Source organism: Helicobacter cholecystus, from assembly GCF_003364215.1.
Taxonomy (GTDB): Bacteria; Campylobacterota; Campylobacteria; order Campylobacterales; family Helicobacteraceae; genus Helicobacter_G; species Helicobacter_G cholecystus.
In genome coordinates this window covers 71,943-95,780 of sequence record NZ_NXLU01000001.1, presented here as the reverse complement: position 1 = coordinate 95,780, position 23,838 = coordinate 71,943, and the positions used below count along the sequence as shown (strand labels likewise).

The following is a 23,838-nucleotide window of genomic DNA, read 5'->3' as shown; positions in this document are numbered from 1 at the left end:
CTGTCAAGAGTAAAATTAAATAAGTTATATAACTTTTTAGTCTATTGCAGTTTTTTGCCAAGGAAGCATCGGTTGATATTCTTTAAGAAGATTAAAGAAACCTATTCTATCCAAGGAGAAAAAGCTTATAAACTTTAGGGTAGGAACGCAATGTTAGATTTGTAAAATAAGCAAAATCCATAGTAGAATCTAAATTTTAACAAAGATGAGGAGAGATGAGCATACCCTACTTTATTGATAAAGGTAATCTTAATGATTTATTTTGAAAATCAAAGCGTGCTAGAGTTAAAAGATTTAGAGTTTGAGAAGATTTTAGAGTATTTGCATATTACGCGTGAGGTAGAAGTGTATATCTTAGAAGATGAAGAAATGGCGGAGCTTAATTTTACCCATCGAGGTAAAAAAGGGATTACTGATGTGCTCTCTTTCCCTTGTGAAGAAGTAGTGGAGGGATTGCCACTAGGAAGTATTGTGATGAGCTCCACTTTAATTGAACAAAAAGCCAGAGAATATGCCCATAGTCTAGAATCTGAGGCTACCCTTTTATTTATTCATGCCCTTTTGCATTTGTTAGGTTATGACCACGAAGTGGATAATGGAGAACATCGAGAGAAAGAAAAAGAGATTATAGAGCATTTTAATTTACCCCAAAGTCTAGTGATAAGAAGCAATGTTTAGTATTTTTTGTTAGCCTTTTGCCCAGTTAATGTATAAAGGAGAAATTATGAATAAATTAGGTTTAATTCTACTTGCTTGTGTAGCTTCTTGGGCACTACCTCTAGTGAGTGTGTATGAAAGTCCAACTTGAGGGTGTTGTTGGCTTTGGTCAAAGCATTTACAAAAAAATGGGTTTCAAACCCAAGATATTAAAACAGAGCAATGGTGGGCTTTTAAAGATAAGATGAAAGTTCCTAAGAATCTAAGAAGCTGCCATACAGGTGTGGTTGATGGATATTTTTTAGAAGGACATATTCCCGCAAGCGATATTCAAAGACTTCTTAGAGAAAAACCCAAGGATGTTATAGGATTAGCAGTGCCCAATATGCCTCAAGGAAGCCCAGGAATGGAACAAGGAGGAAGAAAAGAGGCTTATAATGTGTATTACATCAAAAAAGATGGAAGTTATGGAATTTGGGCTAAACATTAAGAAATAAGGAAGAAAATGAAGATCACCTATGAAGAAAGTGGAGTAAATATTAATGAGGGAAATGCATTTGTTGAGGAAATTAAACCCTATGTGAGAAAAACTTTTAGTGATCATGTCATTGGTGGAATTGGTTCTTTTGCTGGAGCTTATGCACTCCCTCAAGGGTATAAAAACCCTGTGATTTTGGGGGCAACTGATGGGGTAGGGACAAAGCTAAGATTGGCCATTGATTCAGGAAGGCTTGGAAGTGTGGGAATTGACTTAGTGGCAATGTGTGTCAATGATTTGATTTGTAACTTTGCCACCCCTATGTTTTTTTTAGATTATTATGCATGCGGAAGGCTTGAAAAATCTCAAGCAGTTGAAGTAATCAAAGGAATTGCTACAGGCTGTATGCAAGCAGAATGTGCGCTCATTGGTGGGGAGACTGCAGAAATGCCCAGTATGTATGAGGGTAAAGATTTTGATTTGGCTGGATTTGCTGTAGGTGTAGCTGAAAGAGAGGCAGTTGAGAGGGAGAGTAGAGTTATTGAGGGGGATTATCTTATTGCTCTTCCTAGCAGTGGATTGCACAGTAATGGATATTCTCTAGCTAGAAAAGTATTATTTGAAGAGCAAAAGCTAAATTTTGAGAGTGAGATTAGTGGAAAAAAACTCATTGATATTTTACTAGAGCCTACAAGAATCTATGTTAAGACTTTTAAAAATATTGCTTCTGAAGTTCATGCTTTGGCACATATTACAGGAGGAGGGATAGTAGAAAATCTTCCTAGAGTGCTACCTCAAGGATTAGGGGCCCAAATTCAAAAAAATGTGATTAAAACCCCAGAGATTTTTAAAATTATTGCTAAAAATGTTGAAGAGAAAGAATGTTTTAGAGTATTTAATATGGGAGTTGGAATGATCCTTGCTTGTCATAAAAATAAGATTGATAGTGTGATTGCCAAAAGTGGTGGTTATGTTATTGGTCAGGTGATTAAAGGAAAGGAAATAGCATTACTATGAATCTAGATCTACATGCAAAATCCCCATTGCAAAGGGTGAGATTATTTCTTAAACTCTATTCTCTTCCAGTGTTTGTTGCAATTTTTGGGATTGCAACTTATTGTATGGCTTATGAAAAAGCTCATGAATTAAAAACTCAAGAAACCCTAAAGACCCTTAAACCTCAAATCAATATTGCTCAAGTACAAGCACCTATAGATCCAGTGCTAGAAGTAAAGAATCAAGATTTAGGTGAGTATTTTGTAGAGGCTAGTGTGCTTAATGTTAGATCGCAAGCCTCTATACAGTCAAAAATTAATGCAAAGCTTCATCGCTCAGATTCTGTTAAAGTGCTTGCACTTGAGGGTGAGTGGGCCCAATTAGAGAATGGTTGGGTACTTCTTAAATATCTTTCAAGGGTATAAATGTTTGGAGTGATTGGTAATCCCATTGCCCACTCCCTTTCGCCTCTAATCCACAATACACTCTTTACTTATTTTTGTATTCCTGAATATTATGAAAAGTTTTTATTGCTTGATTGTAAAGATTTTCCCTCATTGCTCTCTAAGCTTAAAGGTGCAAATATTACGCTTCCTTATAAAGAAAAGGTGATAGAGTATTGTGATGAGGTTATAGGGATTGCGAAGGAGATTGGAGCCGTTAATACTCTTTATTATCAAAATCATCAATGGGTTGGGTATAACACAGATGCACAGGGTTTTTATCTCTCTTTAAATATTTCAAAGATTACTAATGCTCTAATTTTGGGGGCTGGAGGGAGTGCAAAAGCAGTGCTTAAGGCATTGCAAAATAATGGCGTTAAGGTTTCTATGTATAATCGCACTCCTTCAAAAATTGCTTCTTTTGCCAATGTTATGCCTTATAATAGAGAGGAGAGCTATGAGCTGGTGATTAATGCAACAAGTTCTGGGCTTGAGGGCAAACTCCCCCTACAAGAGAGGGAATTAGAGGAGATTTTGATAAAATCACATCTTGCTTTTGATTTGATTTATCCAAGCTCAAATGCAATTTTTTCTAAAGAAGATTTTTTGAGATTTTTGCAAAAAAGAGAAGATACTCTATTTTCTTCTTTTGCGAAAAAGTATAAAATTCGTGCAATTGATGGGCTTGATATGTTATGCTATCAAGCATTTTTAGCTTTTGAAATTTTTTGTGAAAGTCAGTATAGTTTTGAAGAGATAAAGCAAGTGTTTTATCCTTAATTAAGGAAGGTAAATATGCAAATTGATGATAAGCTTTTAGCAAAGCTCCAAAGACTTGGAATGATTGAAATTCAAGAAGATAAAAAAGAGGCAATCAAATCTCAACTTTCAGAGATTTTGGGATTTGTAGATAATATTGCTACACTCGATACTCAAAATCTTAAGGTAAAAGAGGGTGCAAAAACCCCAATGCGAGAAGATATTCCTCAAGATTCTAAAATCCAAAGTGATGTGCTCTCTCATGCTCCAAAAGCAGAGGATGATTATTTTATTGTTCCAAAAATTATTGAATAGTGGATATCCAAAGAATTAAACTCAGAGATGAGTGGAAAAAGGCTTTAAAACAAGAATTTGATAAGCCTTATTTTGCCCATATTAAGCAATGTTATCTCCAAGCTAAGGCAAGAGGTGAAGTGATTTATCCTAAAGGGAGTTTAACATTTGAGGCACTTAATCGTCTCGCCCCCAATGAGGTGAGGGTTGTGATTTTGGGGCAAGATCCCTATCATGGGAGTGAGCGAGTTAATGCAGAAGTCATTCCCCAAGCAATGGGATTAAGCTTCTCTGTCCCCAAGCCTCTTAAGGCTCCTCCAAGTCTAAAAAATATTTATAAAGAGCTCCAAAATACAACTTCTTTTATCCCTCCAAATCACGGAGATTTAAGCGCATGGTGTGAGAGAGGGGTGCTTTTACTCAATAGTGTGCTTTCTGTACAAGCAGGAAAAGCGGGATCTCATGCATATTTTGGTTGGGAGACATTTACAGATAGCGTGATCTCTTATATTTCTTGCAATCTAAGAGGGGTGGTATTTATGCTTTGGGGCAATTATGCAAAGAGAAAAGCAATTTTAATTGATGCGACTAAGCATTGCATTATCCAAGCTCCTCATCCAAGCCCACTTGCAAGAGGGTTTGTGGGGAGCGGGGTATTTCTTCAAGCTAATGAAGCTCTTAAATCTTTTGGATATGCCCCAATAGATTGGCAAAATTAAAAAAAGTTTATTTGCAAATGTATAATTACATATCTTTAATCAAAAACAAGGAAAATACAATGAAAAAGATTTTTCTACTCTATGTAGCAATGATAAGTTTTTGTTTTGCAGAATTGCGTGTGGATACTCAAGAGAAAAAGATAGACATCAATTTCTTTATAGGTGCAGGAGTTGGTGTGGGTGCCAATGGTATGAAATTTTCAGGTTTCTCACCTCAAGTTCCTTTAATTACCCCCATTCCTTCATCCAGTGAAACTTTTGCTTCTTTTGTCGCCTCACTTAAGGCAGGGGTTGATTACTTTTTTACACCCACACTTGGATTAAGAGGATATTACAATCTTGATTGGAATGTTTTGCCTACAGGAAGAGATATCAATGATGGGGTTAATCCAGCTCGTGAAGCTTATATTTTTTCTACTTCACACACGATCAATGCCGATGTCATTGCCAATGTTTTTTCTCAAAATAATATGGATATTGCTCTAATAGGTGGAATAGGATTGGGAGCTTTGGTGGGAGAGCTTTATGGGAAATATAAAACACTTTATCAAAATATTGATGGAATTGATAGATTTCTTGATTTTGAATTTAGATTTAATTTTGGTGCAAGAGTATTGTTTGATAAAAAATACGGTCTAGAGCTTATGGCAAAAATTCCCGTAACTTCTACAATGGTGTGGACTAATATACCTGCAAATGAAGCACAAAAAGTCAAATACTCCCCTTACTCCTTCACACTTGATTTTGTTATGCAGATTTTTTAATTCTTCTCCCCCTCGTGGGGAAACAATGAAAAAATTAAAAACATCTTGTATTTATCGCTAAAATTTAACAAAAATTTTGAGGCAGGTTTGTGAAGAAACTTTTAGATTGTTTTGATTATATCAAACGCTATCATGTTGATATTTTAGAATCTTTATACATTTTACTTGAATTTTTTATCCTCAAAAAGCAAGATCAAATCTCCCCCCTTTTACAAAGAGCATTAAAAAGAAAAAAGATTTATGAGGAATGTATCGAGCTTATGCAGGGCTCAGTGAGACACTTTATTGCCCCAAATCCAAACCTCAATCTCACAAAGATTTTAAAAATCTTAGATCAGATTCCCCTTAATTCACAGATTCTTGGGATATTTTTTGATGTTGTGACTCAGAAAAAAACCCAAAATAAGCTTTATTTTTATGCAATGCCTCTTGAAGTGCAAATTTTAATTCTCTCTCTTTTAAAAATCCAAAAAAATGAAAGCCTATACCACCCTTGCTATGGACTAGGAAGCTTATTTTTGCAAGTGGGTGAAGGGGTAAGAGTGTATGGGGAAGAACTGGATGAGCGATTCAGTGAGATTGCAAAGCTTGTATGTGATCTTATTGATTTGCCTAATTCATATCTTTTAACTAATGATATTTTAAAGCACTCTAGTTTTAAAAGTAGCAAGGGATTTGAGAAATTTGATGCAATGATTTGCAATCCACCTCTGCACTCTCATATGGGGACTCATTATATTAAAGAAGATGAGCGTTTTACAGGGGTACTTTCAAAAAGTTATCCTGAACTCATATTTCTTTCTCATGCCTTGGTGCATTTTGGAGGGAGAGGAGCTTTTGTGCTTAGGAGTCAGATTTTTAAAACTTCTACTTTAGAATCTAAGCTCCATTCATTTTTTGAAGGACGTTTGCAATGCATTATTCAACTTCCAAAAAATATTTTCCCCTATCAAAATCATGATTTTTCCCTTGTGATTCTTAAAGAAGGGGCAAAAGAGATTTTATATATTAATGCTGAAGAATTCTATCGTAAAGAAGGGCGCTATAATCGTCTAAGCAATCTTGAAGAAATCCTTTGCTTATATAAAAAAAATACAAATTCTAAATACAGTAAAAAAGCAAAATGTATGGATGAATTTTTCTCTCATCGCACTTTAGCTCAAGAGAGTCAGAGTATTGGAGATATTGCTCAACTTATTCGGGGACAAAGAGTGTATGGAAGCAGCAAAGATGAAGAAATTGAGTATTTTGAAGTAGGGGTGAGTGATTTTGCTCCTCTTGGTTTTAGCTCTCATTTTGAAAATTTACGTCAAAAAGGCAATAAGGAAAAAATCCAAAAATATGCCCTCAAACCTTATGATATTCTTATTGCACTCAGAGGAAATTCTCCAAAAATTGCCATTCTTTCTAATCATCTCTCTTTACCCTGTATTGCAAATGTTGGGGTTTTGGTCTTGAGAACTCATAGTCAAGAAGAGGCTTTGGGATTATATGGATACCTTTTTAGTCTTGAGGGAGAAAGGGTGTTGCAAGAGCTTTGTGATGGGGTATTAGATGTGGTGAAACTCACCCAAATTCCTCTGCCTAAAGACTTGAATCGCTATGTTTCTTATATGCAAGAGATTGAAAGTTTAGCCCATAAATTAGAGGGGGTGCATCAAGAGATTTTAGAATTAAGGGAGAAAATATGCAAGTGAGAGAGGCAAAAATCATTAATGTTCAAAGTGCAAAAGGCGTTAAGATCGTTGAACCTTGCAATCTTTATGGATGTGAATTGGGTGAGGATGTGTTTATAGGCCCTTTTGTGGAGATTCAATGTGATGTAAGCATTGGCGCTAGGAGCCGTATTCAAAGCCATAGCTTTATTTGCTCACTTGTTGAGATTGGAGAGGATTGTTTTATAGGGCATGGGGTGATGTTTGTTAATGATCTTTTTTCCCAAGGTCACCCTTCAGCAAACTCTTCTGAGTGGAAAAGAACAGAAATTGGAAATGGTGTGAGTATTGGATCAAATGCAACAATATTGCCTGTGAAAATTTGTGATGGTGTTGTGATAGGTGCGGGGAGTGTAGTGTGCAAAGATATTACAGAGCGTGGGATATATGCAGGTAATCCAGCAAGAAAAATTAGAGATTTATAGGAGAGAGTGGTGAGAGTAGCGATTATTGGTTATGGATATTGGGGGATAAATATTGCAAAAACAATCTCAAAACTTAAGGATCAAGGAGTGGGATTTGAGATAGAAACAATCTTTGACCAGGATAACTCAAGGGTGCAAGAAGCCCAAAAGCTTTACAGTTTTACACCCTATGAGAGTTTTGATCAGATATTAGATAATGAAAGGATTGAGGCGCTTTTTATCATCACTCCTCCACAAACTCATTATGCATTGGCTAAAAAAGGATTGCAATCAAGAAAACATATCTTTGTAGAAAAGCCACTCACAACCAATTCAAGAGAAGCTTATGAGCTCTATGAGTTGGCAGAGAAAAATGAGGTGATTTTGCATTGTGATCATGTTTTTTTGCACTCCCCAGCTGTAAGGTATCTTAAAGAAAATATGAGCTCTTTTGGAGATATTGTCTATATCAATTCAAGACGTATTAATCTTGGACTTTTTCAAAGCAGTGTTGATGTAATTTGGGATTTGGCAATCCATGATTTAAGCATTATTGATGCACTCATAAAACTTGAGATTAAAAAGGTCAACACATTTTCACGCAAATATCAAAGCTACCCTAATGATGCTTTAGCCAATATTAATATTGAATTAAAAAATGGCGTAATTATTACAATTAATGTTTCGTGGCTTAGCCCTGTAAAGGTAAGGGAAATGATCATTGGTGGGACACAAAAGAGTGTAGTCTATGATGATACAAAGAGGGATAAAATTAAGATTTATGATTCAGGAGTGATTGTCAAAGATGAGCTTGATAAAAATAGTTTATATGCCAAAATGGTGGAGTATAAATTAGGTGAGGAATACACCCCAAAGCTTCCTAGCTATCTTTCTTTAGACAAGTCCATTGAATGTTTTTATAAGTGCATATTACAAAACACCCAAGAGGATAGAGAGCATACTCTTAGAGTTATTGAAGCTTTAGAGGTCATTTCTAAGATCTAAAAGATACGTTTGTAGCTTAATAGTCCTTGAATGCGTTCAAATGAAAAAGTGTAATTTGCGTTGATACTGCCTCTAGAATTTGAGTAATTAAGACTTGCCATTTGAAAGACGAAATCCGCAGGAACTTGCCCTATAAGTTCAAATCGATGATGTTTTGAAAAAAGTGTTGTTAATCCTACTCGAATCAGTAAAGCATGGATATCACATCGATTTAAGATAAGGGGATCTTCATTTAAAATAGGTGGAGTAGCCTAAAGCCAAGTTTAACTTCTTTTTAGGTCTTAATTTGATAAACTCCTAGTCTTGTACCAATAATTTGAGACTCTCCAAAAAAGTTTTCTATCCCTAAAACAAATCCTTCATATTCAGCGGGATAATCTTGATTATTTTTGCCAATTATATAAGGAGGAGGGTTATTGTAAAAACCCGAAGAAATGTTTAGAGATAAAAAAGGTTGCCATTCCCCCTACGCTTACTAAAATAATGCTTGCTCCACTGGAGAGATCAAAATAAAAACTTAAAAGCAACCCTAAAATACAGAATACAAGATTTAAAATTGTGCAATAAATCATCATTTCTTTAAGTGTTTTGCTTAAAGATTGGGCAATAAAAGTAGAAATGCTTAAAAGTGAGATTACAAGAATCAAGCCTACTGCCTGCATACTCAAGGATACACATATTGCAATCATCGTCATTAAGAGATAGAAAAATCCCTTTTGATTGACACCCATAATTTTCGCAAATTCATCATCATAGCTTAGAGCTTGAAATTGTGGATAAAAATACCATACAAGTGCCACACATATGATCCCTGCACCCCAAAGTAAATAAAGATTAAGAGAGGAGAGAACTAGAATATTTCCAAAAAGATATCCCATCATATCGGCCTTATATCCCTTAGAAAGTTCTAAAAGAATAATTCCTAATGCCATACCAAAGGCCCAAATTGCTCCAATGAATTGATCACTTTGAGTTTTGTATCTTAAAATAAGGAATGCTACGATCCAAGCTATAATCAAAGTGAAAATACCCGCACTCACTAAGATAGGTAGAGAAAAATATACACCAATTCCTACTCCTCCATATGCCCCATGTGTAAGCCCTCCAGCAACATAGGAGAGACGATTGACACAAATAAGTGTGCCAATTACGCCACAAAGGATACACAGAGGGATAAGTCCTAAAAATGCATTAATCACAAAAGGCATTTTGAAAAGCTCAAAGAAATTTTCAAGCATCACACTCTCCTCTAAGATGATGTTTGCACCCAAAATCTTCAATGAGTTGTTGACTCTCTTTAGGGATAGTGTAGAGAGAGAGAGTTTTTTGAAGATGAGCAATATGTGTGCTTACTTCTAATAAAAGCTCTAAATCATGACAGATTGTGACAATGGTTATGCCTAAAGAATTGAGATGATGAAGGAGAGAGAAAATCTCTTGTGTAGAGGAATGATCAAGGCTAGCTGTAGGCTCATCAAGGATGATGAGTGGTGCTTGGGTACAGATTGCTCGTGCGATGAGTGCTTTTTGCCTTTGTCCCCCACTAAGCTCTTGCATTTTTTTATCTTTTAAATGTTCAATTTTTAAGATTTGCATACTCTCTAGTGCTCTTTGTCTGTGACTTTGAGTGTATTGCCCTATAGGAGAGAGTGCACCCATCAGCACACATTCAAATACTCTTAAAGGAAAAAAGGGATTGGCAGAAGTGTGTTGGGGAACATAACCAATATGAGAGAAAGAATTATAAATATTTTGATTGCAGGGTAAAAGTCCTAAAATGAGTTTAAGTAATGTGCTTTTTCCTCCACCATTAGCCCCAATAATTCCTAAAAAATCCCCTTGGTGGATTTGTAGGCAAATATTTTCTAATACTCTTTCTCCTGCATAGCAGAAAGAGAGATTTTGGATTTTTATTTCTGCCATTTTGCAAGGCTTTGAGTAATATTTAAAAGCTCTTTTTCCCACTCATAGGCAAGGGGGTTGGTGAGCAATACTTGTGCATCACAAGATTTTGCAATGACTTGGGCTGAGTTTTTTGAAAAACCATTTTGAGCAAAAATAATTTTAATGCCTTCTTGTTTTGCGAGGGTAATGAGTGCTTTTAATTCTTTTGCTTTTGGCTCTTTCCCTTCAATCTCAACAGGAATTTGCGTAAGATTGTAGGCTTTAGCATAGTAGCCCCAAGAGGGATGATAGACGATAAATTTTCTATTTTTTATGGGGGAGAGGGCTTGAGTGATTTGTTTATCAAGAGAATCTAATCTTTGTAAGAATTTTTTAAGATTTTTTTCATAAAGGGCTTTGTGTTGTGGAAAATTTTCAATAAGAATTGAGGCAATGTTTGAGGCTAAGATTTTAACAAGCTTTGGGCTAAGCCAGATATGGGGATCATATTCCCCATCATTGTGATCACTCTGATGATTATGATGGTCATGATCATCATGTATGCTAGGTAGGAATTGGATTTGATTTGTAATGCTTAGTGTCTGAGGAAGATGGGCTTTGAGTTTTGGAATCCAAATCTTTTCAAACTCTAATCCTATAGTGAGATAAAGCTCACTTTTAGTGAGTGAAGAGAGTGTGTTGGGTTTAAATTCAAATGTATGAGGATCGCTGTCTTGAGGGATAAGAATGTTAATCTCTAGAGTGTCTTGAGCAATTTGTTTGAGAAAGTAGGCTTGAGGAGGGATACTTACAGAAACAATGGGCTTAGCATATGCACTTAAAATAAAAATGTAAAAAATAATCAATGCTCTCATAATTGCTCCTATTCTAAGATAAAAGAGGAATTGTAGCAGATGCAACTGAGTTGCTTCTATAAAAATGAGTTGCAAGTGATACAATTTTCTGAGATAAAACTTTCAAGGACTTTAATGAATGCCATAAAACTTTTGCAAGATCACAATATTGCTGTGAGTGGAATGAGGATAGAGATATTACAAACTCTTGCGCGATCAAATATTCCCTTAAGTTTCGAATCTTTTTGCCTCAATGCCAATAAGACGACCTTTTATCGCAATATGGAATTGTTTGAAAAGGAAGGGCTTGTGATTACAACAGAGATTGAACGTAAAAGATTTTATGAACTTGCCACTAAAGCAAAAGCATATTTTGTCTGTGAAGTGTGCAAAGAGATCTCTAATGTTACAATGCCCTGCATTACAAGCGGCAAGGTTAAAAGTGTGCTCATTAAAGGGATCTGCCAAAAGTGTGAGAAAGAATGAGAATATTGAGTATTTTGGGTGCTAGACCCCAGTTTATCAAGCATGCAAGCTTGCAAAAACATTTTGTTGAATTTGGGATTGATGAGGTGCTTTTGCATACAGGGCAGCATTTTGATGATAATATGAGTAAGGTTTTTTTCTCTTCGCTTTCACTTAAACCTCCAACTCTTCAGCTTGAAATTCAAAGCACAAATTCTCTTATTCAACTTGGAGAAATGCTTGGGGAAATGCAGAAGAGAGTGGGAGGAGAGAGGTTTGATTGGGTGATTGTTTATGGAGATACAACCTCTACTCTTGCAGGAAGCCTATTTGCAAAAGAGAATTCTTTGGCCTTAGCCCATATTGAGGCTGGAGTGAGAAGTTTTGATATGAATATGCCTGAGGAGAGAAATCGTGTGCTTTGTGATCAACTCTCAGATAAACTTTTTGCACCTAATGAGAGTGCGTGTGAAAATCTCTTAAAAGAGGGGGTAAGAGGAGATGTGATTTTGAGCGGAGATGTGATGGAGGAGGGATTTGAGCTTTTCTCTCCTCTTGCACAAAAGCCTGAGGGGTTGAGTGAGGAGAGTTTTATTCTTTGTACTTTGCATCGTCAAAGCAATGTGGATCATCAAGACAGATTGCATTTTTTGCTTGAGGGTTTGGGAAAAATCCCCACTAAGATACTTTTACCCCTTCATCCACGCACAAAAAAACGTTTAGAAGAGTTTTCCCTCTCCCTCCCTCGTAATATTATTGCTCTCCCACCACAGGGCTATTTACAAACTCTTTGGCTTTTGAAAAATGCACAAATGGTGATGACAGATAGCGGAGGCCTACAGAAAGAGGCAGTTTATGCCAAAAAGCCTTGCTTAATTTTGCGTGAAGTGAGTGAATGGGGTGAGTTTGTAGAGTGTGGGGCCAGTTATTTATTAGGAAATATGGAGTTAAATGAGGCATATTCTAAGACACTTTTAAATTTTTTACCTCTAGATTTAAATCTTAAAGAAAAGCCAACACTAAAGATTGTGAAAGAATTATTAAAAGAGAAGAAGGGTTAAAATATAAGAATAGCTGTGCGTGATCTATTGATTCTCTAGCATTATAAGCTGGATTTTAAAAAAAGATTAAAGAGCAGAATCGTATTCAGTAATCTCTACTTCTTGTGAGCAATATTCCAAGAGAATAGTTTGTAATCAGTCGGTCTAAAACTATGTAAAGTATGCAGAAATATAGGTTTTCAATATTTCTTAATCTATTGTATATGCTAATGACTATATGGGAAAGTATTCTATTTGAAAATATTTGAATTATTAATTTTATTAAAAGTTTAATTTATCCATATTAATCAAAAAGTAATATCTATTCAGTAGTTTGCTTTAAAAAAACTCAAAAATTCAGGAACTTAGATAATATAAAGAAATAAGAAAAATAGGAGTAAAAAATGGTTTTGACTTTGGGTGTGGATATTGGGATTGCAAGTATTGGCTGGGCGGTCATTGAGGGGGAGAGGACAGATAAGGGGATTAAAGATAGGGGGATTATTGAGAGTGGAGTGAGAATTTTTACAAGGGCTGAAAACCCTAAAGATAAAGCATCTTTAGCATTACCTAGACGCAGTGCAAGGAGTGCAAGACGTAGGACTGCACGCAAAAGAGGAAGAATAGCTCAAATCAAATCCTATCTTTCCCAAACCTTAGGATTAGATTCCAAATGTTTTTTACAAGAGGAGAGACTTGCTCCAATTTTTCAAACTTCTAAGAATTTTATTTCTCCTTGGGAGCTCAGAGAAAGGGCATTGTATAGAGAATTAAATAAAGAGGAGTTAGCAAGGGTAATCTTACATATTGCTAAGCATAGGGGATATGATGATATTACTTATGGGATTGAAGATAATGAAGATGGCAAGATTAAAAAAGCTATTGCTCAAAATATCGCATTAATCAAGCAGGAAGCTTACCAAACAGTTGGAGAGATGATGTTTAAGCTCTATTGCCAAAGATTTCTTCGTGTCCGAAATAAAAAAGATGATTACAATCATTGTATTGGGAGAAGTGAGCTTAAAGAAGAACTTTTAAAGATTTTTAATATCCAAAAAGATTTAGGGAATCCCTGCATCACTCAAGAGTTTTGCACTACACTCTTAGGTAATGCTAGAGCAGAGGATAAGCAAAGCCTTTAGCCAGCAGTGGTCTTGCTCAACTTCTATTTTACCATAGACAGATTTTAAAGTTTAAAACCCAATGGTGGAAGAAATTAAAGAGATATTATTTCTATGCAAGATTTTCGTAGGTTTTTTGACTCCTTTAATTCAATGAGAAAATCAAAAAATTTATCTATTCAATATTGATTCTTGATGTGTATTATCTCATATCAATAATTTTAATCCATCTAGAGATTTAACAAATATGATTGTTGAAGAATAATTGCTATAAGATAAAGTAAATTTTGAATTTATTTATGTTATTTTCAAGAAATATTAAAAATAATGTAATAATTTATTAAAATTAACTAACAATTATAGAAATTGAAAGATTTATATTGAACTCTTTCAATATAAAAAATCCAAAAATGGAGGAACTTTTTTATGAAGAGAAAAATTTTAAGTATAGCAATTGCAAGTATTGCATATGCAAGTATGGCAGAGGCAAGATTTTTTATTGGAGTTGATGCTGGATATACAACAGCAATCAGTGAACCTAAGGGTAGGAGTGTAGGAAATGAAAATATACGCTTTCTAACTGTTAATCCCAATTCTTGGGCTAGTGCTTTTAGATCAAAAAGTCGAAGCGATGGACAAGATACATACACTAAAAAACCCTACCTAGGCTTTAATCTCGGTCTTAACTTTGGAAGCGAACATTTCTTCTTAGATGATTATTTGGGAATCCGTGTTGGTGGACTTATAGGCTATACAAACTATAAGAATATTACTACCAAAACCAATACTTCAAACTCTAGTCTTTGGAAATCTAGTGACAAATTCAGAGAGGGTTGTCAATTTTTAGATACAGGAGTCAATCTTGATCTAATGGTAAATTTTTGGAGTAACGGAGCTTATAGTTTTGGAGTTTTTGGAGGAGTGGAGGCAAATTATCATTACTTGCTTTCGTATTTTAATACAATGACAGAAGAGAAAACAAGAGATGTACCCACAAGACATTTGCTTGATTTTTCTGGACGTGTAGGGATCAGTACGCTTTTAGAAGAGCACCATCGGCTTGATATTTTAGCAAAGCTTCCCATAGGCTCTGTTGTATCAGAAACTGAAACAAAAACTTATCTTATAGCCATACTGCCAACAATTAGCATTAATGTAGGTTATAAATATATCTTCTAAAGCCTGTTCTTCCCCTAGCTTTTTTGGCTAGGAGAATCTTTGAAATTAATCTTAATCAAAAATTTCACTATTACAAATTATATAAAATACTCAAACAAAAATAATTGAATTCCAAAATAAGGTTAGCTGTAGATTATAGAGAGGATGCTTACCTTGACTGGATAGAGAAAATAAGCATGAAGTAATACGGCAAATAAAAAGAATCCTAAGTAATACTATACAATATCTAGAATGCATCGTCATTCAATGCTGTGTTGATGATTTGATATATCATCTATCCCCCCCCCCCCAAGATAGGGAAGATTAGACTGGAAGAACACGGATTTGAGGATTGAGATATTCTTGGAGAGTGTTTTCAATCGCATAGAGCGTTCCTGTGCTTGCAGAAGCACATCCATGACAAGCTCCCATATAACGGATAAAAACATCAGTATATCCATCAGAGCTATTTTGCACATCAATAATTTCTAGATCTCCTCCATCCATGATCAGCATTGGGCGGATATGTTCATCAATTGTTTTATCAATTGCTCTTGTCTTTTGGGCAATAGTCATTTCTGTAAAGATCAAATCCCCCATTTGAGTTTTTTGAGCTTTTTCTTTAAGGGCTTCAGCTTCCATTTCAAGGCGTGTTTCTCTAAGAATATCCACTAAATAATAATCCCTTTCTTCATGTCCTCCAGGCTTGATACAGCTCTTACAAAAAGCTCCAGCTTTAGTATAGTTTGTGATTTCCTCAACTGTTTTTAAATCATTAATTTTAATCACTTCTTTAATTGTGCTAAGACTTACTCTTGCACATTCACATACAATAATCTCCTCTTCAAAATCCTCCATATCTTTTCCAAGATAAATTGATGCAGCTTTTTTAATCACATCGTAAGCCATTACAGAGCAGTGCATTTTTTGCCCTGGTACAGCAGGAGTATCGGGATCATCTCTAAGAGCTTTCTCTACATCAATATTTGTGATTTTTACAGCATCTTGTACTTTTTTGCCTACACATAGCTCTACCATCATATCGCTACTTGCTATAGCTGTTCCGCATCCAAAACTTTTAAATTTCCCTTCAATAATTGTGTCGTTCTCATCCACTAACCAATACAATCTTACGGCATCTCCACAAGATTCGGCTCCATAATCTGCCACAATAAGCTTTGCATTGCGTGCTTTCGCATCTTCTTCTGTGAGAACTCCAAGATGTGTGGGGTTATCCATTCTTTGAGCAACTTTGTTGGAATATGCATCCCATAATGCTCCACCAATAAGATCATTTTTTGCCATTTGCTATTCCTTCCTTTTAATATGTTGATGAAATTTCTCTTAATCTTTTGATTGATTTATTAAATATATCAATAACATAATCAATCTCTGTTTCAGTATTAAATCGTGAAAGAGAGAATCGAATTGCTGTATGAGCCAGTTCTTTATCTGCCCCAATCGCAGCCATTACAGGATTTGCCTCCAAGTCTTCACTTGCACAGGCACTCCCCGTAGAAGCTGCAATACCTGCCTTATTGAGATCCCAAAGCATTGCCTCTCCCTCAATTCCTCTTACACTTGTAAGGATTGTGTTGGGGACCTTAAGTTCTTTTTTTCCTACAACCAAAATCTCATCATTCCTTAAAATCGCATCCTCAAGTTTATCTCTCAAACGTCTTACTTCTGTGTCTTCATAGATTAACCCTTTTTGAGCCAATATCATTGCTTCTCCCATCCCGACAATATAGGGGACATTGAGTGTTCCACTTCTTCTTCCCCCCATATGTTCTCCACCATGAAGGAGAGGAGTGAGCTTTACACCTTTGCGAATATATAATCCACCAATTCCTTTTGGTCCGTGGAATTTATGAGCTGAGAAGCTGAGAAAATCTACATTTGCTTTGGCCACATCCACAGGAATCTTTCCAATAGCTTGAACAGCATCAGTATAGAAAAGCACCCCTTTTTCTTTGCAAACTTCTCCAATTTCTTCAATAGGAAAAATTACACCTGTTTCATTATTTGCCCACATAATACTGACTAAAGCAGTTTCATCTGTGATAGCATCGCGCACTTGCTGAGCACTTACACGAACATCCTCATTCACTGGTAAATATGTAACTTTTACCCCCAAGGTTTCCAAGAATGCACAAGTGCTTCTTACTGCTGGATGTTCTACTTCTGTTGTGATAATATGTTTTTTTCCTTTACCTAAAATCTCATCAAAATATACACCTTTTAAAACCCAATTGCTTGATTCGGTTGAGCAGGAAGTGACAATAATATCATCTTCATCTTTTGCATTAATTCCTGTATAAAGTTTATCAATAGCTTCAGAGATTGCAGGGTGAGTTTGTGTTCCAAATTTATGCAATGAGCTAGGATTACCATATTTTTCTCTCAGATAGGGTTGCATAAGCTCAAGCACCTTAGGATCAATCATAGTCGTTGCATTATTGTCCAAATAAGCTTGCATTTTTTATCCTTGTTAAATTAGAAATTCATTAATAATTTTTATTATTTGGCGTTATATCACAAAATAATAATGAAAACTACAAAAATTACAAAATTTCTAGAAGTTTTTCTTTGATTGTTTCAAATTCCAACAATTCTTCTTCACCTTGTTTGAGAAAATCCTCAATCCATTCTTTTTTGCTTATGGCCTCATCGAGTTCAAAATCACTCCCTGTTTGATAAGCTCCAATACGAATAAGCACCTCATTTTCTTTAAGTATACAATAGAGGCGTCGGAATTTTTGAACTGCTCTTTTTTGATCATTATCAATAAGATTGTTGCTTACCCTTGAGGCAGAGTTGATGATATTAATTGGAGGATAGATTCCAAAATCTGTCATCTCTCGACTCAGTACAATGTGCCCATCTAAGATGCTTCGGCTTTGGTCGGCAATAGGGTCGCTTAGATCATCTCCTTCAACTAATACAGTAAAAAATGCAGTAATGGTGCCTTTTCCTTCTTTTTTTCCAGCACGTTCCATGAGTTGAGGGAGTAGGGTGAGAGTAGAAGGTGGATAGCCTTTTGTTGTGGGGGGTTCGCCCAGAGCAAGCCCAATTTCTCTTTGAGCCATTGCAAAACGTGTGAGAGAATCCATCATAAAAAGCACATCATAACCTTCATCTTGAAAATATTCTGCAATTGCCATTGCGCTAAAGGCTCCATACTTCCTCATCAATGGAGAATCATCACTTGTAGCTACAACTAAAATTGTGTCACTTAAATCCCCTTTAAGATTTTTGTGAATAAACTCTGGGACTTCTCTTCCTCTCTCTCCAATGAGAGCAATGACCTTGATTTGTGCTTTTGCACCTCGCACAATCATTCCCATAAGAGTAGATTTTCCCACACCACTTCCTGCAAAAATTCCTAGTTTTTGACCTTTTCCTACTGTAAGAAGCCCATCAATGCTCTTGACTTTTACACTAAAAATTTCATCAATAATTCCTCTTTGCATTGCACTTGTAGGAGCTTTGATAATAGGAGTATAAAAAGTGGCAGTATAGGGGGGATTTCCATCAAGTGGCTCACCAAGGGGGTTAATCACTCTTCCTAAGAGTTCTTTCCCCACAGGAATTTGTAAGCCACTTTTATGAAGATAAACTTTATCTCCACTTTTGTGTCCCTCTACAAAAGAAAAAGGTGCGATAGAGAAGGATTGATTATGGGATGAGGTGACAACTCCTAGACTTTTAACTCCAAATTCATTGTGGATTTCTACCACATCTCCCACATTAGGATTTAATCCCTCTCCAACAAGTAATGTAGGCGTAACGCTTAGGAGAGTCCCAAAGGTAGGAGAGAGAGAAGAGGTATTTTTAAGCTTTTCCCTTATTTGTTTTAGAGGCATTCTTTTTCCTTAAAGTTTTATGTCATTGGTTGTGAGCATGCAGTAAAACCAATAAATTTTTTGGGTTTTAAAATTATTTTTGTTAGAATTAGCAAATTATACTTCAATCTAAAATATCTTAAGGGAAGAATATGAGTTTAAAGACACAACGTGTAAATGATGCTAATGCTATTGCAAGCAGTATAATTTCTGCAGAGCTTGTAGATAAAAAATCTCAAGCTATTACACAGCAATTTGCAAAAAATGTAAATATCCACGGATTTAGAAAAGGTAAGGTTCCATTAAACATTGTCAAACAGAGATATGCTAAACAAATCCAACAAGAAGTCGAGCAAGAAGCAATTAGAGAGAATTTTCAACAAGTGCTTAAAGATCTTAAGGTTGAGCAAAAAGATGTTTTGGGAAATCCTGCAATTACTAAGTTTGAGAGAAAGGGTAATGAGATTGATATAGAGTTTAAAATCTCTCTAGCTCCAAAAATAGATCTCTCTAAGCTTAAGTCTTGTGTGCCTGATGCAAAGATTAAAGATCCAAGTTTAAAAGAAATTGATGAAAGATTGGATGAGATTGCAAAATCCCAGGCACCCCTTATTGAAGCAAAAGCAACAGCTAAACTTGCAGAGGGCAATACAGCAAATATTGATTTTGAAGGATTTATTGCAGGAAAGGCATTTGAAGGTGGAAAGGCACAGGGATTTGATCTTGTAATTGGAAGCAATCAATTTATTGCAGGATTTGAACCTCAACTTATTGGCATGAAAAAAGGTGAAGAGAAGGACATTCAAGTCACTTTTCCAGAGAATTATCAAGCAAAAGAACTTGCAGGAAAAGAAGCAACATTTAAAATTAAGCTGAATATGATCAAAATTAAAGATGAGGCAAAGCTTGATGATGAAGTTGCAAAGAAGATTCTTAATAATGCAGATGCAACGCTTCAGACTCTCAAAGACCAAGTCAAACTTCAGCTTCAAAATGAAATGAGGGTAAAACTTTACAATGAAGAGCTTAAACCTAAACTAGTAGATAATATTCTTGAGAGTATTAAGTTTGATCTACCAGATCTCATTGTAGAGCAAGAGATAAATATTTTACTTAATAATTATGTCAAAACACTTACTCAAGAAGAATTTGAGAAATTTCAAGCAGATAACAAGGCAATTGAAGCAAAAAGAAAAGAGCTTGAAGATGAAGCGAAAAAGAGTGTTACAATTACTTTTATTGTAGATAGCGCTTCAAAAGAATATGGGGTGCAAGTGCAAGACAATGAAGTGATTCAAGCACTTTATTATGAGGCAATGATGGCAGGACAAAATCCTAAAGCAACTCTTGAGTTTTATCAAAAGCAAAATCTTCTTCCAGCTGTAAAAATGGCAATGCTAGAAGATAGAATCCTAACAATGCTTTTAGATGAAAAAATAAATATGGCTTCAGCTTCAAAGGCTTCAAGCAAAGAGGATAAACCAAAAGAAATAAAAGGTGAAAAACCAAAGAAAACATCTACTAAGAAAAGCACAACAAAGAAGGAAGAAAAATAATGAACTATATCCCTTATGTGATTGAAAAAACAGGGAGAGGAGAGAGAAGTTATGATATCTACTCTCGTCTCTTAAAAGATCGCATTATTTTGCTTAGCGGAGAGATTCATGATGAGCTTGCTTCTTCTATCGTGGCTCAACTTCTTTTTTTAGAAGCCGAAGATCCTCAAAAAGATATTTATCTCTATATTAATTCCCCAGGTGGTGTGATTACAAGTGGAATGAGTATCTATGACACGATGAATTATGTTCGCCCTGAAGTGTGTACAATTTGTATTGGGCAAGCTGCCTCTATGGGGGCATTCTTATTAAGCTGTGGAGCAAAGGGAAAGAGATTCTCACTTCCTAATAGCCGTATTATGATCCATCAGCCCTTAGGTGGAGCAAAGGGGCAAGCCACAGATATTCAAATCCAAGCTCAAGAAATTTTAAGATTAAAATCTACTCTTAATGAAATTTTGGCAAACAATACGGGGCAAGATGTTTTAAAAATTGCACAAGATACTGAGAGAGATTTTTTTATGAGTGCTAAAGAAGCTCAAGAATATGGACTCATTGATAAGGTGTTGGAAAAAAATCAAGTGAGCCAATAATGGAGGATAACATTGTAAATTTTAGCGATGGAATAAGAAATCAAGAGAAAAAAAAAGATTTCGCCGCTAAAACTACAAAAATTGCTCAAAATGTAATTTCTCGTCTTGAACAAGAAGATATCCCTATTTTTGCTGATAGTTTTGAATCTGTTTTTGAGCAACTCATTGCTGATGAGAGTGAAGAGTTTAAAAATATTTTTGGACAAAAAGTAGATATTAATCTTGAGGCAAAGGATCGTCTGCTTAGCTTTGAATCTAGCGTTAAAGATGGGATTAAAAATGTCAAAAATATTTTAGATATTACAAAAAGTATTTATCAAAGTGTAGTGACAACACAAAATGCCATTCATCAAAAAAGTCAGGAGCTTACAAAGATTGATAACCCTGTTGCATTTAAAAGTGCCGTGCAACTGTATTCTCAAGATTTTACAAATCTTCAAATTACGCTAGAAACCCAAATTGTCCAAATGAGGCAAGCAATTAAGAAAATTGTTGTCAATATTGATAATGTGAGTAAAAATTCTATCTACGATACGCATTATAATGTTTATAATAGACGTTATTTTCTTTCCCATTGCGAAAAGGAAAAGCGATTGCTCGATCAGATTAATTGCCCTTATGCTTTTGTAGGATTTAGTCTGACTAAGGGGTATTTAGAGAGTTTGAGAGATAAGAAACTCATTAAACTTTCTCTAAAGGCAATGGCAACAGTTCTTTGTAAAGAGAGTCAGAGCGATGAGGCATTATGCTATTTTGGTAATGGTAAGTTTATGATGCTTTATAAGTATATAGATAATAAAAAGGTGCTTGAAAGGGTAAGAAAAATCATCGCTAGTGCAAAAGAAAATAGTTTTGTTTTAAATGGCAAAATGACACTTGATTTTTGTGCAGGAGTTCGTTTTGCTCTACCTAGTGCAAATTTGAGTGAAGAGATTGAGCGGTGTGCAGTTGCTTGTGATAAAGCTTTTCATGGGATGATTGATATTGAAATTAATCATGATGGTTTGCAAGAAAAAATACAAGAATTTCAAGAGGAGAAAGTATAATGATTTTACCTATTCTCTCTTACCCTAATCCCATTCTTAAAACACGTTCGATAGAGGTTGAAGTTTTTGATGAACATCTTCATGCCTTACTTGATGATATGTATGAAACAATGCTCTCTCATGAAGGTGTGGGACTTGCGGGGATTCAAGTCAATATTCCTCGGAGAATCTTAATTATTAATATTCCAAGAGAAGATAAGACTCAATATAAAGAGGACTTATTAGAAATTATTAATCCTGTGATTACAAAAAAAAGGGGGGAAATTTTTTTTACTGAAGGATGTTTGTCAGTTCCTAATTTTTATGAAGATGTTTTGCGATATGATGAGGTAGAAATTACCTATCAAGATCGCTTTGGCAAGTCTCAAACACTTCAAGCTCAAGGATATCTAGCTGTAGCAATTCAACATGAAATGGATCATCTTAATGGAATTTTATTTGTTGATCGACTTTCCATTATGAAAAGAAAGAAATTTGAAAAAGAATTTAAGAAAGAGCAAAGGAATAAGAATAAGAGATGATCAATACGATTTTTTGTGCCACACGTTATAGAAATGGTGCAAAAATCGTTGCAGTAGAGGGAGGCTTCCATCGAGGATTGCCTAGTTTTAATATCTCAGGTCTTGCTAATCACTCTATTCAAGAAGCTAAGCATAGAGTCCAATCAGCTTTACAATCTGCACAAATTCCCCTTCCCCCAATGCGTTTTATTCTCAATCTTTCTCCAGCAGATTTGCCTAAAAGTGGAAGTCATTTTGATCTACCCATTGCGCTTTTAGGAGCATTGCAAAAAGAGAGACTGGAAGAAGAGTGGTTTGCTTTTGGAGAGCTAGGGTTAGATGGAGTGCTTAAGTATCAAGAGGAGATCTTTCCACTTTTGCTTGAGATTGCCTTACAAAAAAGGAATGCAAAAGTCATTTTGCCTAAAGGGGGAGAGAAAATCTGTTCCCCTATCCCTCATCTCTCTTTGTATTTTGTTTCCACACTGCAAGAGGCATTAGAACTCCTAAAATCCAATCCCTTACCCCCATCTTTTGCAAAGAGAGCTTTAGAATTTCAAAGTATTGAGGTTTTAGGAGAGAGGTATTACTACACTCAAGATTTCACTTATGATTTTTCAGATGTTTTAGGACAAGAAGTAGCCAAGCGTGTTGCATTAATTTCAGCGTGCGGAATGCATAATTTTATCCTTGAGGGAAGTCCAGGATGTGGAAAGAGTATGATTGCCAAGCGAATGAGGGGGATTTTGCCCCCAATGAGTTTAGAAGAGATGATTGAGTGTGTCAAGCTTCAAGCATTGGGAAATCAAAGCACAAACTACTCTCCCCTACGTCCTTTTCGCTCGCCGCATCAAAGTGCATCAAAATCAAGCATCTTAGGTTCAGCAACAAATATAGAGGCTAAGATTGGAGAAATTGCACTTGCACATTATGGAATCCTCTTTTTTGATGAATTACCTCATTTTAAAAAAGATATTTTAGAGTCTTTACGTGAGCCATTAGAGAATAATGCTTTAGTGATTTCAAGAGTGCATAGCAAAATTGAGTATGAAACTTCATTTTTATTTATCGGTGCACAAAATCCCTGTCCTTGTGGAAACTTACTTTCAGTAAGCAAGGAATGTAGATGTCAGGATAAGGAGATTAATGCTTATCGCAATAGACTTTCAGAACCTTTTTGGGATCGCATTGATCTATTTACTCAAATGAGTGAGAAAAAAGAGGGAAAAGCAGGAATGAGCTCAAAACAGATGCAGGAGAGAGTTTTTGAAGTTTTTGCGATTCAAAAAAGGCGAGGGCAAAAAAATCTCAATGGCAAACTGAGTGAAAAAGAAGTTGCCCTATATTGCATTTTAGAACCAGAGTGTTTTGAACTTATTGAAAGAATGCAAGAAAAATTTGGACTAAGTTTTAGAGGGATACAAAAAGTTAAAAAAGTTGCACGAACAATTGCCGACCTTGAGGGAAGTGAAAAAATTAAAAAAACCCATTTAATTGAGGCTTTTGGTTATCGAAAAATCTAATCCCTAACCCAACTTATCA

26 protein-coding genes are annotated in these 23,838 nt (G+C 35.5%); 20 read left to right on the top strand and 6 right to left on the bottom strand.

The window, feature by feature from the left end; all coding sequences use genetic code 11:
- The first annotated feature begins 252 nt into the window (after positions 1–252).
- From ybeY to CQA62_RS00530, 11 genes are all read left to right on the top strand, one after another.
- Positions 253–678 carry an rRNA maturation RNase YbeY gene (ybeY, locus tag CQA62_RS00580; RefSeq protein WP_104723668.1) on the top strand — a complete coding sequence of 142 codons (426 nt, stop codon included), beginning with the start codon at positions 253–255 and terminating at the stop codon, positions 676–678.
- A gap of 223 nt (positions 679–901) precedes the next feature.
- Positions 902–1,147 carry a DUF411 domain-containing protein gene (locus CQA62_RS07000; RefSeq protein ID WP_104723666.1) on the top strand — a complete coding sequence of 82 codons (246 nt, stop codon included), beginning with the start codon at positions 902–904 and terminating at the stop codon, positions 1,145–1,147.
- A gap of 15 nt (positions 1,148–1,162) precedes the next feature.
- Entirely contained in the window at positions 1,163–2,152 is a 990-nt protein-coding gene (gene purM / locus CQA62_RS00570; RefSeq protein ID WP_104723664.1) for a phosphoribosylformylglycinamidine cyclo-ligase, read from the top strand.
- Positions 2,149–2,556: an SH3 domain-containing protein gene (locus CQA62_RS00565; RefSeq protein ID WP_104723662.1), complete on the top strand. Its 408-nt coding sequence runs from the start codon at positions 2,149–2,151 to the stop codon at positions 2,554–2,556. The genes purM and CQA62_RS00565 overlap by 4 nt, the downstream gene beginning before the upstream one ends.
- On the top strand, positions 2,557–3,354 hold the full coding sequence (locus tag CQA62_RS00560) for a shikimate dehydrogenase (protein WP_104723660.1): 798 nt from the start codon (positions 2,557–2,559) through the stop codon (positions 3,352–3,354).
- 15 nt (positions 3,355–3,369) lie between these two features.
- Positions 3,370–3,648, top strand: a complete 279-nt coding sequence (gene gatC / locus CQA62_RS00555; protein ID WP_104723658.1) for an Asp-tRNA(Asn)/Glu-tRNA(Gln) amidotransferase subunit GatC — start codon at positions 3,370–3,372, stop codon at positions 3,646–3,648.
- Positions 3,648–4,346, top strand: coding sequence for a uracil-DNA glycosylase (gene ung, locus CQA62_RS00550; protein ID WP_232006748.1), 699 nt, complete (start codon positions 3,648–3,650; stop codon positions 4,344–4,346). The genes gatC and ung overlap by 1 nt, the downstream gene beginning before the upstream one ends.
- Positions 4,347–4,405: 59 nt before the next feature.
- Complete coding sequence (locus tag CQA62_RS00545; protein ID WP_158653672.1) at positions 4,406–5,110, top strand: outer membrane beta-barrel protein; 705 nt, start codon at positions 4,406–4,408, stop codon at positions 5,108–5,110.
- 89 nt (positions 5,111–5,199) lie between these two features.
- A complete protein-coding gene (locus tag CQA62_RS00540; RefSeq protein WP_104723654.1) occupies positions 5,200–6,807 on the top strand; it encodes an N-6 DNA methylase in 1,608 nt (535 codons plus the stop codon).
- Positions 6,798–7,250 (top strand): acyltransferase, encoded by a 453-nt coding sequence (locus CQA62_RS00535; RefSeq protein ID WP_104723652.1) that lies wholly within the window; start codon positions 6,798–6,800, stop codon positions 7,248–7,250. Before CQA62_RS00540 ends, CQA62_RS00535 begins: the two co-directional genes overlap by 10 nt.
- Before the next feature lie 9 nt (positions 7,251–7,259).
- Positions 7,260–8,234, top strand: a complete 975-nt coding sequence (locus CQA62_RS00530) for a Gfo/Idh/MocA family protein (protein WP_232006750.1) — start codon at positions 7,260–7,262, stop codon at positions 8,232–8,234.
- Positions 8,235–8,647: 413 nt separating this feature from the next.
- On the opposite strand, the gene CQA62_RS00525 is transcribed toward CQA62_RS00530, so the two are convergent.
- The 3 genes from CQA62_RS00525 to CQA62_RS00515 are packed head-to-tail and all read right to left on the bottom strand — an operon-like array spanning position 8,648 to position 10,993.
- The gene (locus CQA62_RS00525) at positions 8,648–9,472 is read right to left on the bottom strand and encodes a metal ABC transporter permease (protein ID WP_232006752.1); all 825 of its coding nucleotides are present in this window, start codon (positions 9,470–9,472) and stop codon (positions 8,648–8,650) included.
- The gene (locus CQA62_RS00520) at positions 9,465–10,157 is read right to left on the bottom strand and encodes a metal ABC transporter ATP-binding protein (RefSeq protein ID WP_104723648.1); all 693 of its coding nucleotides are present in this window, start codon (positions 10,155–10,157) and stop codon (positions 9,465–9,467) included. The genes CQA62_RS00525 and CQA62_RS00520 overlap by 8 nt, the downstream gene beginning before the upstream one ends.
- On the bottom strand, positions 10,145–10,993 hold the full coding sequence (locus CQA62_RS00515) for a metal ABC transporter solute-binding protein, Zn/Mn family (protein ID WP_104723646.1): 849 nt from the start codon (positions 10,991–10,993) through the stop codon (positions 10,145–10,147). The genes CQA62_RS00520 and CQA62_RS00515 overlap by 13 nt, the downstream gene beginning before the upstream one ends.
- A 39-nt stretch (positions 10,994–11,032) precedes the next feature.
- Here CQA62_RS00515 and CQA62_RS00510 point away from each other — a divergent pair, with 39 nt between their 5' ends.
- From CQA62_RS00510 to CQA62_RS00495, 4 genes are all read left to right on the top strand, one after another.
- Positions 11,033–11,458, top strand: a complete 426-nt coding sequence (locus tag CQA62_RS00510) for a transcriptional repressor (protein ID WP_233704135.1) — start codon at positions 11,033–11,035, stop codon at positions 11,456–11,458.
- Positions 11,455–12,498: a non-hydrolyzing UDP-N-acetylglucosamine 2-epimerase gene (gene wecB / locus CQA62_RS00505; protein ID WP_104723642.1), complete on the top strand. Its 1,044-nt coding sequence runs from the start codon at positions 11,455–11,457 to the stop codon at positions 12,496–12,498. The genes CQA62_RS00510 and wecB overlap by 4 nt, the downstream gene beginning before the upstream one ends.
- Positions 12,499–12,881: 383 nt before the next feature.
- Positions 12,882–13,619, top strand: a complete 738-nt coding sequence (cas9, locus tag CQA62_RS00500) for a type II CRISPR RNA-guided endonuclease Cas9 (RefSeq protein WP_104723640.1) — start codon at positions 12,882–12,884, stop codon at positions 13,617–13,619.
- Between the two features lie 405 nt (positions 13,620–14,024).
- Positions 14,025–14,777, top strand: a complete 753-nt coding sequence (locus CQA62_RS00495) for an outer membrane beta-barrel protein (RefSeq protein WP_115585091.1) — start codon at positions 14,025–14,027, stop codon at positions 14,775–14,777.
- 303 nt (positions 14,778–15,080) lie between these two features.
- Here CQA62_RS00495 and CQA62_RS00490 read toward each other — a convergent pair whose 3' ends face one another.
- From CQA62_RS00490 to fliI, 3 genes are all read right to left on the bottom strand, one after another.
- Complete coding sequence (locus CQA62_RS00490) at positions 15,081–16,061, bottom strand: iron-sulfur cluster assembly scaffold protein (RefSeq protein ID WP_104723636.1); 981 nt, start codon at positions 16,059–16,061, stop codon at positions 15,081–15,083.
- Between the two features lie 16 nt (positions 16,062–16,077).
- Complete coding sequence (locus tag CQA62_RS00485; RefSeq protein ID WP_104723634.1) at positions 16,078–17,235, bottom strand: NifS family cysteine desulfurase; 1,158 nt, start codon at positions 17,233–17,235, stop codon at positions 16,078–16,080.
- Between the two features lie 85 nt (positions 17,236–17,320).
- Positions 17,321–18,622 carry a flagellar protein export ATPase FliI gene (gene fliI / locus CQA62_RS00480; RefSeq protein WP_104723632.1) on the bottom strand — a complete coding sequence of 434 codons (1,302 nt, stop codon included), beginning with the start codon at positions 18,620–18,622 and terminating at the stop codon, positions 17,321–17,323.
- Between the two features lie 131 nt (positions 18,623–18,753).
- On the opposite strand from fliI, the gene tig reads away from it, so the two are divergent.
- From tig to CQA62_RS00455, 5 genes are read left to right on the top strand one after another with little or no spacing between them, the layout of a single operon-like run.
- Entirely contained in the window at positions 18,754–20,157 is a 1,404-nt protein-coding gene (gene tig / locus CQA62_RS00475) for a trigger factor (RefSeq protein WP_104723630.1), read from the top strand.
- Positions 20,157–20,750: an ATP-dependent Clp endopeptidase proteolytic subunit ClpP gene (clpP, locus tag CQA62_RS00470; RefSeq protein ID WP_104723628.1), complete on the top strand. Its 594-nt coding sequence runs from the start codon at positions 20,157–20,159 to the stop codon at positions 20,748–20,750. Before tig ends, clpP begins: the two co-directional genes overlap by 1 nt.
- Entirely contained in the window at positions 20,750–21,796 is a 1,047-nt protein-coding gene (locus CQA62_RS00465; protein ID WP_104723626.1) for a hypothetical protein, read from the top strand. The genes clpP and CQA62_RS00465 overlap by 1 nt, the downstream gene beginning before the upstream one ends.
- Positions 21,796–22,317 (top strand): peptide deformylase, encoded by a 522-nt coding sequence (gene def / locus CQA62_RS00460; protein ID WP_104723624.1) that lies wholly within the window; start codon positions 21,796–21,798, stop codon positions 22,315–22,317. Before CQA62_RS00465 ends, def begins: the two co-directional genes overlap by 1 nt.
- Positions 22,314–23,819 carry a YifB family Mg chelatase-like AAA ATPase gene (locus tag CQA62_RS00455; protein ID WP_104723622.1) on the top strand — a complete coding sequence of 502 codons (1,506 nt, stop codon included), beginning with the start codon at positions 22,314–22,316 and terminating at the stop codon, positions 23,817–23,819. The genes def and CQA62_RS00455 overlap by 4 nt, the downstream gene beginning before the upstream one ends.
- Positions 23,820–23,838 lie beyond the last annotated feature (19 nt).